Here is a 13,815-nt window from a genome sequence, read left to right on the forward strand (position 1 = left end):
GGGTAGTTTGTGATATAGAAAAGAGGATATATAAATATGAACGCACAAAAACTTTCAAAACGACTTGAAACGGTCGCTTCATTTGTCCCGACAGGAGCAATTGTAGCAGATATCGGAAGTGACCATGCCTATTTACCGTGTTATTTAGTGCATAAAGGAATTGCTGCGCGTGCAGTAGCGGGCGAGGTTGTAAAAGGCCCTTATGAATCAGCCGTAAAACAAGTTCGCACTGAAGGCTTAACAGATAAAATTACAGTACGCATGGCAGATGGACTGGCTGCTGTTGAGGAAGCGGATGAAATTACAGCTGTTACGATTGCAGGGATGGGCGGACCATTAATTGTGTCCATTTTAGAAAAGCATCCAGAAGTTTTAAAAACGGTAACTCGTTTAATTTTACAGCCGAATATTCATGCAAAAGCGATCCGTGAATGGGCAATGGCAAATGGCTGGGCAATCCAGGATGAGGTCATTTTAGAAGAGGACGGTAAAATTTATGAGGTCCTTGTATTACAGCGCGGGGAAATGAAATTAAACGAAGCGCAAACCCTGCTTGGGCCAAAGCTGGTGGAAACGAAAGTACCTGTTTTCATTGAAAAATGGTCACGTGAAATCTTAAATTGGCAGCGTGTTCAACAAGCGATTTCAGAAGCGGAAAAAACACCTGAAAATCAGGAAAAGTATGAACAACTTACACATTACATTAAAATGGTACAGGAGGCGATTGCGTGAAATCCGTAAATGGCAACGAGATTATCCAACTATTTGAATCATGGTCACCTAAAAAATATGCATGCATGCCGAATGACCCGATCGGATTGGCCATTGGTACGTTAAATAAGCCAGTTACAAAAGTGCTTGTCACACTGGACGTGACAAACGAAGTCATTGATGAGGCGATCGACAACGGCTGTGAGCTTATTATTGCACACCATCCGCCGATCTTCATGAAGCTTTCGAACTTGCGTACAGATAATCCAAAAGGGGCACTGTATGAAAAATGCCTGAAAAATGATATTGCAGTATATGCAGCGCACACGAATCTCGACGTAGCACCGGGTGGAGTCAATGATTTACTGGCAGATGCACTAAAACTGGAAGAGCGTAAAATTCTGGAGGTTACCTTCGAAGAAAAAATGATGAAGCTAGCAGTATTCGTTCCAGTCGATGATTCAGATGCTTTGCGTGAGGTACTTGCTAAAGCCGGAGCAGGTCGTTTAGGCCACTATGAGGCGTGCAGCTATACATTGCAAGGTAAAGGCCGTTTCCGTGCCACAGAAGGAGCAGATCCGGCTGTAGGGGAGATCGGTGAGCTTCACATCGAGGAAGAGGAAAAGGTGGAAGTCGTGTTCCCGCAAACGATGAAAAATAAAATACTAAAGGCTATGCTAAACAACCATCCGTATGAAGAGCCTGCATATGATCTGTTTACAATGGATGTTGACACGAATGAACAAGGACTTGGCCGAATCGGTAAGTTAAAAGAGCCGATGACATTACGGGAATTTGCGGAGTTCGTGAAAGTGCAGCTGGACGTGCCTTGTCTGCGTGCGGTTGGACCTTTGGATCGTATTGTCCAGAAGGTTGCAGTTGTCGGAGGAGACGGCAATAAATATATTCGCACTGCAAAATATGCAGGAGCGGATGTATTTGTAACAGGAGATATCGGCTTCCATATGGCACAGGATGCAGAAGTGGATGGCTTAAGCATTATTGATCCGGGTCATCATGTTGAAAAGGTCATGATTAAAGGCGTTGCAGAAAAAATGACTTCTTTATGTGCGGATCAAAAATTACCAGTTAAATTTATCCAGTCAAAAATCAATACAGAACCGTTCCAGTTCATTTAATATGAAAATCAAAAAGCCCATTTTTCTCGAGTGAGAGAAAAATGGGCTTTTACTTAAGAGTTTTCGTCTTATTATTGAAATTTCTAGTTACGTACAGGAATCGCCTTTGCAGCCATTTCCTCGTCAAAGTCATCTTCGGATTTTGCCACTACGACACATGCCACACCATTACCAATAATGTTAGTTACTGCACGAGCTTCAGACATGAAGCGGTCAACCCCGATTAATAATGCAATTCCTTCAAGTGGTACCATCGGGAATGCTGCTAATGTTGCAGCTAATGTAATGAACCCTGAACCTGTTACACCGGCAGCCCCTTTTGAAGTAATCATTAATACCCCAAGAAGTGTGATAATTTCTAACCAAGATAGATCAACACCATATGCCTGTGCGATGAATAATGCGGCCATCGATAAGTAAATAGAAGTTCCGTCCAAGTTAAAGGAATACCCTGTAGGTACAACTAATCCTACTACTTGCTTTCCGCAACCGTAGTTTTCTAACTTTCGCATCATCGCTGGTAAAGCCGATTCGGAAGAAGATGTACCGATTACGATAAAAATTTCTTCTTTAATATAGGCAATGAAGCGGAAAATGTTGAAGTTAAAGTATTTCGCAATTAAGCCTAGCACGACTACAACAAACAGGAACATTGTAATATATACTGCGGCCATTAAAAGACCAAGGGATTTTAAAGAACCTAAACCGAAATTACCAATTGTGTAAGCCATAGCACCGAACGCACCGATAGGCGAGAATTTCATTACAATCCCAACAATTTTGAAGAAAATTTCAGATACTTGTTCAAAAAATGTTATGACAGGACGCGTTTTTTCACCTAAAGATGCTGTAGCAATACCGAATAGTACAGCAGCAAATAAAGTAGGAAGTAAAGCACCTTCAGCTAATGCACCGACAAAGTTTTCAGGAATAATATCGTAAATGAACCCGCTTAAACCAGCTTCACTATTTTCTTCAGCAGCAGTTGTATATTTCGAAATATCCGTTTCTCCAGCTTTAGATGTATCGATTCCAGCACCTGCATTTATGACAACAGCTACCATAATACCAATTGCAAGAGCGATTGTTGATACAATTTCGAAGTAAAGTAATGCCTTACCACCGATTTTACCAACCTTTTTCATATCGCCCATGCCACCAATACCAATAACAACCGTTAAGAAGATAATTGGAGCGATTAACATTTTAATTAATTTAATAAATAAGTCAGCTAAAATTTTAAGGCTTGCGCCGAACTCTGGCCAAAATGCACCGACGATAACGCCAAGAATGATGGCGATAATTACTTGGACTGTTAGATTTTTTAGTAATTTCAATTTTGCTTCCCCCTCTGATTTATCTTTGGTAACGTTTACATTTGCAATAATAACGTAGGATTATTCGGAATATTTATTTTGTTGATAAAAAACATATCGTTCATTTTGGTCTATTTTTACTGCAATGATATGAAACCTTGATATAGCAAGGGGTTGCTTTGTTATAATACTGTTGTAATGATTGAAGTTTTTGTACTATAACAAAAAGAAAAACTACTTATTTTCATAAGTAGTCGAATATTGTTTATTTTGTTCAATTGTTATTATCTTGAATTTCTTTACGAAGCTGTGTTAAGAAATCCTTATTACTTAATTTTTCATAGGAGTTATAGATGGGCTGTAATGCTTCCATCCATTGTTTACGTTGCTGATCTGAAATAGTGTAAAACTGAACATTCTCGTCTTCTTTAAGCTGCTGGTAGTTTTCTGCATTCAAAGCGACTGCTTGATCATGCTGCCAGCGCTGCATTTCATCAAGTGAATCTTGAATTATTTTTTGATGGCCATCAGAAAGCGAGTTCCAAAAATCGGCGTTCATCATTACACTGTAGGCAAGTATGCCGTGATTCGATAAGGTAATATTCGGTTGCATTGAATAATAGCCCTTTGAATATAAATTTGAAAGTGTATTTTCCTGGGCAATTATTTCGTTATTTTGAATCGCAATGTATAAATCATTGAAAGTTTTTAAAATCGGCTTTGCTTTTAATAATAAATACTGTTCTTTTAGTATATCACTTGGCATGATACGGATTTTGAGATCTTTAAACTGATCAACCTCAAGGAGCGGTATTGTATTGGAAGCCATCTGTTTAAAGCCGTTATGCCAGAATGTCAAACCATGTACATTAATGCTGTCCAGCTCTTGCAGTAAGGAATCACTAAGATCGCCGTGCAGTATTTCATATACTTGTTCGTCATTTTCAAAAATAAACGGCAGGTCAAGAACTTGCCATGTTGGAAGTGCTTCCGTGATTTTTGAAATCGTAGGTGCAATCATTTGAATATCACCTTTTTGTAAGGCGGCTAATTCGTTTTCGTCATTGTATAAAATGCCGTTAGGATAAGTTTGCACAATGATTTCGCCATCTGATTTTTCTTTAACTAGTTCGGCAAACTTATTAACTGCAAGCCCTTTTGGTGTATTTTCAGCTACAACGTGACTAAAGTTAATTACAATTTGGTCATCAAGCCCAACTTGCTCGTCGTCGTAAGGAAAGTCTTTTGTATTCCAAACGTCGAAACGGGTTGAGATAGTAATGATTAACAGTAAAGCAGCAACGATAGCGGTTATAATATAAAGGCGCAATAGGATTCCCTCATTTACAATGAAATTTTTTGAATGTTGTAGAAAATCTCCACACACTTCGAAGTTTGTTATATTATATAGCAAAAAAGGAGGGACAAAATGAAAATTAAACAATTAACAATGAACGGAAAAATTGTACTGCTTACCTTTTTCATTATTGCTTTCTCCTTTTTCGTAGCAGGAATATTATTATTAAGCAATCTAACACGGGAACATGAAGAAACGGTAGGTAGCCGTGCTATGTTAATTGCCCGGACCATTTCGGATTTGCCGGAAATTCAAAAGCAGCTTGAAGAGCAGGATTTACAATTAGCACAAACGAAGATTACCCAAATTGTTCACGATATCAAAATTATTAATAAAGCGGAATATATCGTTGTCATGAATATGGATCGTATAAAATTATCGCATCCATCTCCGAACCAACTAGGTAAAAAAAGTAACTCATCGGATATGCATGCTGCATTTAATGAAAATTATTATATTTCTAAAGCAATTGGAGAACAAGGCAAGACAATTCGGGCATTTGTACCCATATTAAACGAGCAAAAAAAACAGGTTGGGGTTGTTGTCGTAGGATTTGCACTGCCAACATTTTGGAATATTCTTGCTGAAAATACAAACGAAATTATTTTGGCTGTGTTGTTGTCATTCCTTTTTAGTATTTGGGGTGCACATTTATTAGGGCGGCATATAAAGCGTCAAATGTTCGGACTGGAACCTATTGAAATTGCCAAAGTGTATGTCGAGCGGACTGAAACGTTTAATGCAATGCATGAAGGAATTATTGCAGTAGATAACAATATGGTGATTACGATTTTCAATCAAAAGGCAGGCCGTATTTTAGGTGTAGGTGGTAATCCTGAAAAATATATTGGAAAGAATATTTTTGATGTACTGCCTGATACAAGGTTACCAGAAATTGTCGAGAGTGGGCTTGCTGTATATAACCAAGAAATTTACGTGAATAATCACAGTATTTTAAGTAATCGTATCCCGATTTTTGTAAAAGGAAAAACAGTCGGTGCGGTAGCCGTTTTTAAGGATTTAACGGAGTTTAAACAACTTGCCGAAGAATTAACAGGCGTCAAAGCATTTGTACAAGCTTTACGTATTCAAACACATGAGTATAAAAATAAGCTACATACAATCGCAGGACTTTTGCAGCTTGGTCATAATAAGCAGGCGCTAGATTACTTATCTCAGGTGAAAATGCAGCATGAGCAAGTGACGAAATTTTTGAATGAGCGTATTTATAATGAAAATATATCAGGCCTATTGCTTAGTAAAATAAGTCGGGGAAATGAACTCGGAATTGAAGTGACGATTGATGAGGAGAGCCAGCTGACAAGGTTTCCGGAACTGTTGGATCATCATGATTTTGTATTGTTATTCGGTAATTTAATCGAGAATGCTTTTGATGCGCTTACGGTGGTAGAACGAAGTCATAAAGAAGTATTAATTTCCATTGATGATAACGATGGTATACTGGCAATTATGGTTACAGATAATGGTATCGGAATTTCAGAAGAAAATTTGGAACAGATTTTCGAAAGCGGATTTTCAACAAAGGACAATGAAAACAGGGGCATTGGTTTATATTTGGTAAATGAGATTGTGAAAAAAGGGAATGGCACAATTGAAATATCGAGTGAAGTAAATAAAGGCACTACATTCATCCTGACATTCGAGTATTAAGAAAGGGGCTTTCTAGTGAAGACCATTCAAGTATTATTAGTAGAAGATGATCCTATGGTGCGTGAAGTAAATCGTCAATTTATCGAACGGGTGGAAGGATTTAAAGTTATCGATATGGCATCAAACGGAATCAAAGGAATTGAAAAAATATTAGATCTAATGCCGGATTTAGTTGTAATGGATATATTTATGCCGGAGCAAGATGGAATTGAAACATTGCGCCAAATTCGTCAGCAAAATATAAATGTAGATTGTATTTCGGTAACAGCGGCAAATGATGTTCAAACAATTCAGCAAATATTGCATTTAGGTGTTTTTGATTATATTATGAAGCCATTTACATTTGAACGGATCGAGCAAACGTTAATTCATTATCGTCAATTTAAAGAAAAAATGCATGCTGCTGGAGATGTAACCCAGGCAGAGTTAGATGAAATAATCGGTCAAGTGAAAGTCCAAAAGGAAGGTCAAAACCCACCCCATACGATGGCTCAAGAGCTTCCTAAAGGCTTTAATCGCGCCACAATGGATAAAGTATTGGTCTTTCTAAAACAGTCTTCAGGCGGTGCCTCAGCAGATGATGTTGCAACAGGCATCGGTGTAGCTCGTGTAACAGCAAGGCGCTATTTAGATTTTATGGAGAAAAATCATTTGATTCGAGTAGATATCCAATATGGCAGTGTCGGGAGACCGATCAATCAATATTTTATTAAGGAATAGGTAAGCCCGTAATTTATTAAAAAAAAATCATCATTCCCCTAGTGGAAATGATGATTTTTTCGGTTAGTAAGGCATAATTTTTTCAACAGGTTTAGGTGCTTTAATTTTCGGTAAAATTTTATCCAATGTTACGGAACGTACGATTTCATGTGTTGCAGGATCGTTTTTATCAAACTTTTCCAGGAATGAAATGACTTCCTTAACGATAGGTGTCGGTGTTGAAGCACCTGCAGTTACTGCTACAGTTTCAACGTTTTCAAGCCATTCAATTTGCAGCTCTGAAATATCAGAGATGCGGTAAGATGGTGTTCCGGCAATTTCTACCGATACTTGTGTTAAACGGTTCGAGTTGTTCGATTTTGGATCGCCGACTACGATTAATAAGTCGGAAGCACCGGCCTGTTCAGCAACGGCTTCTTGACGAACTTGTGTCGCAAGGCAAATTTCTTTATGCACTTCAACATGCGGGAATTTTTCTTTTAAACTATCCATCAGGAAAGCAACATCCCATTGACTCATCGTCGTTTGGTTTGTTACGAGAATCTTTTCGTTTTCAAAAGAAAGGTTATCGATATCTTTCATCGATTGAACTAAGTGAACGTGATCCGGTGCAACACCGATTGCGCCTTCTGGTTCAGGATGTCCCTTTTTACCGATATAAATAATATCGTAGCCCTCTGCTGTTTTTTCGCGGATTAAGTCATGTGTTACCGTAACATCCGGGCAAGTCGCATCAATTGATACGAGTCCTTTACGTTTTGCGATTTCACGAATTTCAGGCGATACACCGTGTGCTGTGAAAATCACTGTGCCTTGCTCTACCTGTTCGATTATTTCTTTGCGGTTTTCGCCATCAAGCGTAATGATGCCATCTTGTTCAAAAGCATCTGTAACATGTTTATTGTGTACAATCATACCTAAAATGTAGATTGGTCTTGGTAATGTCGGATCAAGTGCGGCATTGCGTGCAATGACCATAGCGTCTACTACCCCATAGCAGTATCCACGCGGATTAATTTTTACAACTTTCATTTATACGTAACTCCTTTCAAAGCCCTGTAATTTCATTATATAGGACGTGTATGCTTTATTCAAAGTTCGCTTACTGAAATCTCCATTAAATTCGAAGGAAATGACAGTATATATCGAAACGAGAGCGCAAGTACAGAATTTTGCGAACGTTTGCTATAATAATAGAAATAAATAAAACGTAAAGTGGGGAAATGGGATGGCGTTTTCTTTTTTTAGGAGGAATAAAACGGTAGCGTTAAAAAATCAGGTGGAGTTTTGCATAACAAATTTATCGCTCGGCGCAGCGGATGTATATGATGTGCTGCTGGAGCGCGAAGATATAGAAATAACGGAATCCGGCTGTACATCAAACTGTGAGATTTGTGAATGTCATTTATTTGCGATTGTAAATGGTGAACTTATTAAAGCGGAAAATACGGATAAACTATTACAATTTGTTGAAAATGAGCTGGAAGAAAATTCTGTCTTGTTTTAAAAAGACTTTCCGGGGAAAAACATTACATACGTTGAAAAAGAGTTTTACGTGAACGGAACAATTGAAAACTTTTCAATAAAACTTTATAACAAAATTTCAATAGAGGAGTGTTTCTTTCATGACAAACGTTGAAAATAAACAAGTTGACGGTACACCCGCACAAACTCAGCCATCACAACCCGGAATCGAAAGTAAAATGAATCCATTACCAACACAGCCTTATGAATATACGGGAAGCGATAAGTTAAAAGGAAAAGTAGCAATTATTACAGGTGGCGATTCAGGAATATCCTGTTGATTCATTTTTAGATATTACGGTCGAACAATGGGACAAGACATTCCGTACAAATATGGATGGTATTTTCTATTTATGCAAGGAAGCCGTTCCGCATTTGGGACAAGGAGATTCCATTATATGTACAACATCTGTCAATGCCTACCGGGGCCATTCGATTTTAATTGATTATACATCAACGAAAGGGGCCATTGTAGGCTTTGTCAGAAGTTTAGCTCAAAACGTAGCCGATCAGGGTATCCGTATGAATATGGTCGCACCAGGACCGATTTGGACACCGTTAATTCCTTCTACATTCGATGCGGATCAAGTAGCAGAATTCGGTACAGAAACACCTTTAAAACGTCCAGGTCAGCCAAGTGAGCTTGCTGGGGCATATGTGCTGCTAGCATCCCAAGACGGAACATATATTACCGGCCAATGCATCCATGTGAATGGCGGCAGCATTATGATTTCATAAAAGACAGTTAAGGAATGAATTGATCTGATCGGTAAGCATACACGGTCAACAAATAGAAAGCTACTCCATTTGCATAAGAGACGATTCGTATTAGAGATGACGAATCTGTACTCATTTGCATGGGGTAGCTTTTTATGGTGTTATTATTCAAAAGGCGGCTGAAATATTTTCGGCAATGATGGTTTTGTTGTAATTCTCTCTTCAACTGGCTCTTGTTCTCGCCGGTTGCCTCGTGGATTCATTCTTTCTCTCATTCTTTCTCTTGGTCGTTCTTGTTCTTGCGGCATCGAAACAGTAGAAGACTCTAGCGGGTCCGATGTATCTTTAAATCCTTTGTATAAACGCCATAAAGCAGGCAGATTTTTAAACATTGGGGCTGCCTGCTGAATATAAGGCGTGAATTTTTGGGCATTATTAAATAAAGAGTTTGCTCCTGATAAAAATCCTTCAAGTTTTGGTACACCTGCAGCACCTTGCACAGGTGCTTGGGGCGGAACTGGCATTTGGTTCATAAACTGGCCAGCACCAGAAAACGAACCTGCTCCAGGAAACGTGCCTGCCCCTGGTGCCGGACCTCTCATCATGTATGGTGCATACATTGGAAAGCGTGGTGGAACCGGCATTTGATTCATCATTGCTTGAGGTTGAAAATAATAAGGTGGGCGCATATTAAACTCCTTTCTAAAAATCGACTTGATATTACAATTTTCTTTCATAAATTCGTCCCAACTGTTTGACGTTGAAACTATTTACCGTTATGATATGCAGATGGTCACTTAAATGTACGAATTATAGTACAATAGGAAAGATGTAAGGAGGTACGTGAATGTCAAAATATACTGATTATCAATTCAAGCCATTTTTGCAGGACGCCATTGCAAAGCTTGGATTTACAGAACCGACACCCATTCAAAAAGAAATGATTCCACTCGTATTAAAAGGAAAGAGTGCAATCGGACAAGCTCATACAGGTACAGGGAAAACACATAGTTTTTTATTGCCAATCGTGGAGCGAATCGTAGTAGAAAAACAAGAAGTACAGGCGGTTATTACTTCGCCGACGCGTGAGCTGGCACAACAGATTTTTGATGCATTAAATCAGCTAGTTGAAGGAACAGAAATTTCACCTAAATTATTTATCGGTGGTACGGACAAACAACGTACAATCGACCGTTTAAAAACACAGCCGCAAATCGTTGTAGGTACACCTGGTCGTATTAAAGATTTAGTTAAAGAAAATGCATTGCTCGTTCACACTGCACCGATTTTAGTTGTCGATGAGGCAGATCTGGCATTTGACATGGGCTTCATTGAAGATATTGACGGCTTTGCATCGCATATGCCTGAAAAACTTGAAATGTTCGTGTTCTCAGCGACAATTCCAGAAAAATTAAAACCATTCTTAAAGAAATACATGGATTCACCAGTCCATATTCATATGAATGATAAACGTCCGGTAGCGGAAGGCATTGATTTTGTATTAGTACCTGTTCGTTCGAAAGCGCGCAATACACGTTTACTTGAAGTGATTAAGGGAATCAATCCATTCCTTGCTGTTATTTTCTGTAACACACGTAAAAATGCAGAAGCTGTAGCGAGCTTTTTAGCAGAACAAGGTATCCGTGCAGGACAAATCCACGGTGATTTAAGTCCTCGTGACCGTAAAAAAATGATGAAGCAAGTACGTGATCTTGAGTTCCAATATATCGTAGCAACAGATTTAGCTGCGCGTGGTATTGATATTCAAGGAATTTCGCATGTCATCAACTACGAAATCCCGGAAGATCTAGAGTTCTTCATTCACCGTGTCGGTCGTACAGCACGTGCCGGCTCAAAAGGAACAGCGATTACGCTATACCAGCCGGAAGATGAGGATGCAGTTGTACGCATCGAAAAAATGGGAATTCCATTTGTGCAAAAAGATATTAAAAATGGCGAATGGTCGGATTTAAAAGACCGTCACCAGCGTGCTAACCGTAAAGGTGAGCGTAAAGAAGATGAGATCGATGTTAAAGCCAAAGCCCTAGTACGTAAGCCGAAGAAAGTAAAACCAGGCTATAAACGTAATATGAAGTGGGAAATGGAAAAAGTGAAAAAACGCGAACGCCGTATTAAAGCGCGCCGCAACAATAGATAATTTTGCAAAGGGCTGCTTAGAATGATTTTTCTATGCAGCCTGTTTATTCGTTAAATGGAGGAAAGTAGAATGTTATTAGGTTCACATGTTTCAATGAGCGGAAAAAAAATGCTGCTAGGTGCCAGTGAAGAAGCATTAAGCTATGGTGCCAATACTTTTATGATCTATACAGGCGCACCTCAAAATACGCGCAGAAAGCCGATTGAAGAGCTGAATATTATGAAGGGCCTTCTTCATATGAAAGAAAACGGCCTTTCGAACATTGTTGTTCATGCACCTTATATTATTAATTTAGGGAATACGACAAAGCCGGAAACTTTTGAGCTTGGCGTAAACTTTTTGCAGGAAGAAATTAAACGTACCGCTGCATTGGAAGCAACACAAATCGTGCTGCATCCGGGTGCCCATGTCGGTGCTGGCGTTGATGCGGGTATTGAGCGCATTGTAGAAGGTCTAAATGAAGTGCTGACACAGGATTACCCTGTACAGATTGCACTCGAAACAATGGCGGGCAAAGGAACTGAAATCGGTCGTACATTTGAAGAGTTGGCCCGTATTATCGATGGCGTGACAAACAATGAGCGCCTGTCGATTTGTATGGACACTTGCCATATTCATGATGCGGGCTACGATGTTGCGGGTGACTTTGACGGTGTGTTAAATGAATTCGACAAAATTATCGGATTGGACCGTTTAAAAGTACTGCATATTAATGATTCGAAAAATGTGTGCGGCGCCGCAAAAGACCGTCATGAAAATATCGGTTTTGGTGAAATCGGTTTTGATGCGATGCACTATATTGTCCATCATCCACAGTTAATGCATTTACCGAAAATATTGGAAACACCATTTGTCGGTCCGGATGCTAAAAACAAAAAAGCGCCGTATTCACACGAAATTGCGATGCTTCGCAATAGTGAATTCCAACCAGCATTAATTGATGCAATGCGCGAATAATAAGAATAAGAAAAACATACTTGGCACAAATTTGATGCAAAGTATGTTTTTTTGCGTTTTTTATGACATAATTTGTTATAATAAGTTAACAGTAAATTAGCAATATTCAAAAGGAGGAACCAATTGATGAAAAAAATATTTCAGCTCGTCATTTTATTTGCGCTATTCTTTTCATTGCCTATTCAAAGTTTCGCATCGGTCAATGGTGCGGTTACAACGCATTTAGGGAAAAGTAATGCAGCGGTGACGATACGTGATGCGGAGAGCGGGAAAATCGTTTATTCGCAAAACGGGGACAAGCTGATGCGACCGGCTTCGAATATGAAATTAGTGTCAGGTGCTACCGCATTGTCGATTTTAGGTGAGGACTATCGTTTTAAAACGAATCTATATATTGACGGCATTATTGTCAACGATACGTTAAATGGAAATGTGTACATAAAGGGCAGTGGCGATCCGACACTAAAAAAAGATGATTTTTTGGAGTTTGCCAAAGTATTGAAGCGCAATGGCATACGTACAATCAATGGTCACTTGATTGGTGATGATACCGCATTTTCCGGCAGTACATTACCACCGGGTGTCTTGAAATCGGATGAGACGTATTACTTCGGAGCACGTACTTCTGCAATCACAATGTCACAAAACAATGACTTTGATGCTAGTTCAGTTATCATTACTGCAAAGCCTGGTAAAGTCGGGGCCAAACCGAGCTATTCGATTGAGCCCAATTTAAGCGGTATGGTCATTTCAAATCAGGCGAAAACAGTGAGTAAAGGAAGCCGAAATACGATAGCAATCAAGCGTGCCTACAACACGAACCGCATCATTATTTCAGGGAATCTTCCACAAGGGAACAGCAAGAAGGAATGGGTAACATTGCAGGACCCGTCGAAAAATACAATGCAGGCAATTAAACAGACGCTGCAAGGGACAGGTTTAAAATTTGTGAAGAGTTCGAAAGTGGAATTAGGGAAAGTTCCGAAAAAGGCTACGTTGCTCTATACAAATGAATCACGTACGTTAGCAGCCATTTTCCCGGCATTTATGAAGCTGAGCAATAACAGTATTGCCGATATTCTTGTAAAAGCAATGGGCAAGCAGCAGCTAGGGGAAGGCAGTACAAATAAAGGTATCACGTTACTGAAGAAATACAGTGCATCATTGAATATTCCTGTGAACAACTGGCGTTTTGCAGATGGCTCAGGACTGTCCAATTCAAACCGTGTAACATCGAACGGTCTTTCACAGCTACTTTACAAAGTTCAAAAAGAACCGTATTTCGATACATTTTTTGATTCATTGCCAGTCGCCGGCAATAAAGAGCGCATGGTAGGCGGAACATTAAAAAGTCGTTTAACAAGCAGTGCGTTACAAAATAGAATTTATGCGAAAACGGGCTATATCCCGAATGTATATACTTTATCAGGATATATGAAAGGCCAAAGCGGCAAACAATATATTTTCTCAATTTTACTGGAAAACAAATCGAGTGGCACTGTATATATTGACCGTACAATGGCAGCACTTGTAAAAAACTTATAG

Annotated in this window: 12 protein-coding genes and 1 pseudogene; 9 read left to right on the top strand and 4 right to left on the bottom strand. The window is 39.2% G+C overall.

Features of this window, described 5'->3' with window-relative positions; translation table 11 throughout:
- The first annotated feature begins 36 nt into the window (after positions 1–36).
- Positions 37–732, top strand: a complete 696-nt coding sequence (locus tag AC0VXV_RS06075) for a tRNA (adenine(22)-N(1))-methyltransferase (protein ID WP_475530751.1) — start codon at positions 37–39, stop codon at positions 730–732.
- Positions 729–1,850, top strand: a complete 1,122-nt coding sequence (locus AC0VXV_RS06080; RefSeq protein ID WP_475530752.1) for a Nif3-like dinuclear metal center hexameric protein — start codon at positions 729–731, stop codon at positions 1,848–1,850. The genes AC0VXV_RS06075 and AC0VXV_RS06080 overlap by 4 nt, the downstream gene beginning before the upstream one ends.
- Positions 1,851–1,933: 83 nt before the next feature.
- Here the strand turns inward: AC0VXV_RS06080 and dctA are convergent, their stop codons facing one another.
- Entirely contained in the window at positions 1,934–3,187 is a 1,254-nt protein-coding gene (dctA, locus tag AC0VXV_RS06085) for a C4-dicarboxylate transporter DctA (protein ID WP_475530753.1), read from the bottom strand.
- Between the two features lie 253 nt (positions 3,188–3,440).
- Positions 3,441–4,496, bottom strand: a complete 1,056-nt coding sequence (locus tag AC0VXV_RS06090) for a DctP family TRAP transporter solute-binding subunit (protein WP_475530754.1) — start codon at positions 4,494–4,496, stop codon at positions 3,441–3,443.
- A 99-nt stretch (positions 4,497–4,595) separates the two neighbouring features.
- Between AC0VXV_RS06090 and AC0VXV_RS06095 the strand changes: the two genes are divergently transcribed.
- Together AC0VXV_RS06095 and AC0VXV_RS06100 are read left to right on the top strand one after the other, a co-directional pair.
- The gene (locus tag AC0VXV_RS06095) at positions 4,596–6,194 is read left to right on the top strand and encodes an ATP-binding protein (protein WP_475530755.1); all 1,599 of its coding nucleotides are present in this window, start codon (positions 4,596–4,598) and stop codon (positions 6,192–6,194) included.
- Between the two features lie 15 nt (positions 6,195–6,209).
- Positions 6,210–6,914 carry a response regulator gene (locus tag AC0VXV_RS06100; protein ID WP_475530756.1) on the top strand — a complete coding sequence of 235 codons (705 nt, stop codon included), beginning with the start codon at positions 6,210–6,212 and terminating at the stop codon, positions 6,912–6,914.
- 63 nt (positions 6,915–6,977) lie between these two features.
- On the opposite strand, the gene AC0VXV_RS06105 is transcribed toward AC0VXV_RS06100, so the two are convergent.
- On the bottom strand, positions 6,978–7,946 hold the full coding sequence (locus AC0VXV_RS06105; protein ID WP_079525644.1) for a 4-hydroxy-3-methylbut-2-enyl diphosphate reductase: 969 nt from the start codon (positions 7,944–7,946) through the stop codon (positions 6,978–6,980).
- Between the two features lie 196 nt (positions 7,947–8,142).
- Between AC0VXV_RS06105 and AC0VXV_RS06110 the strand changes: the two genes are divergently transcribed.
- Together AC0VXV_RS06110 and AC0VXV_RS06115 are read left to right on the top strand one after the other, a co-directional pair.
- Entirely contained in the window at positions 8,143–8,421 is a 279-nt protein-coding gene (locus AC0VXV_RS06110) for a YuzB family protein (protein WP_475530757.1), read from the top strand.
- 118 nt (positions 8,422–8,539) lie between these two features.
- Positions 8,540–9,176 (top strand): annotated as a pseudogene (locus tag AC0VXV_RS06115) (SDR family oxidoreductase).
- A 143-nt stretch (positions 9,177–9,319) separates the two neighbouring features.
- On the opposite strand, the gene vrrA reads toward AC0VXV_RS06115, so the two are convergent.
- Positions 9,320–9,844, bottom strand: a complete 525-nt coding sequence (gene vrrA, locus AC0VXV_RS06120) for a VrrA/YqfQ family protein (protein ID WP_475530758.1) — start codon at positions 9,842–9,844, stop codon at positions 9,320–9,322.
- Positions 9,845–10,002: 158 nt separating this feature from the next.
- On the opposite strand from vrrA, the gene AC0VXV_RS06125 reads away from it, so the two are divergent.
- From AC0VXV_RS06125 to dacB, 3 genes are all read left to right on the top strand, one after another.
- A complete protein-coding gene (locus AC0VXV_RS06125) occupies positions 10,003–11,313 on the top strand; it encodes a DEAD/DEAH box helicase (RefSeq protein ID WP_475530759.1) in 1,311 nt (436 codons plus the stop codon).
- Between the two features lie 69 nt (positions 11,314–11,382).
- Positions 11,383–12,270: a deoxyribonuclease IV gene (locus tag AC0VXV_RS06130; RefSeq protein WP_475530760.1), complete on the top strand. Its 888-nt coding sequence runs from the start codon at positions 11,383–11,385 to the stop codon at positions 12,268–12,270.
- A gap of 126 nt (positions 12,271–12,396) precedes the next feature.
- On the top strand, positions 12,397–13,815 hold the full coding sequence (gene dacB, locus AC0VXV_RS06135; protein WP_475530761.1) for a D-alanyl-D-alanine carboxypeptidase/D-alanyl-D-alanine endopeptidase: 1,419 nt from the start codon (positions 12,397–12,399) through the stop codon (positions 13,813–13,815).

The sequence above is a fragment of the Solibacillus sp. iso_87 genome, assembly GCF_056173085.1.

Excerpts from the sequence above, each read along its gene's own strand:
- AC0VXV_RS06105 (WP_079525644.1), bottom strand. The coding sequence starts at position 7,946 with ATGAAAGTTGTAAAAATTAATCCGCGTGGATACTGCTATGGGGTAGTA.
- AC0VXV_RS06130 (WP_475530760.1), top strand. The coding sequence starts at position 11,383 with ATGTTATTAGGTTCACATGTTTCAATGAGCGGAAAAAAAATGCTGCTA.
- AC0VXV_RS06075 (WP_475530751.1), top strand. The coding sequence starts at position 37 with ATGAACGCACAAAAACTTTCAAAACGACTTGAAACGGTCGCTTCATTT.
- dacB (WP_475530761.1), top strand. The coding sequence starts at position 12,397 with ATGAAAAAAATATTTCAGCTCGTCATTTTATTTGCGCTATTCTTTTCA.
- AC0VXV_RS06125 (WP_475530759.1), top strand. The coding sequence starts at position 10,003 with ATGTCAAAATATACTGATTATCAATTCAAGCCATTTTTGCAGGACGCC.
- AC0VXV_RS06095 (WP_475530755.1), top strand. The coding sequence starts at position 4,596 with ATGAAAATTAAACAATTAACAATGAACGGAAAAATTGTACTGCTTACC.
- AC0VXV_RS06110 (WP_475530757.1), top strand. The coding sequence starts at position 8,143 with ATGGCGTTTTCTTTTTTTAGGAGGAATAAAACGGTAGCGTTAAAAAAT.
- vrrA (WP_475530758.1), bottom strand. The coding sequence starts at position 9,844 with ATGCGCCCACCTTATTATTTTCAACCTCAAGCAATGATGAATCAAATG.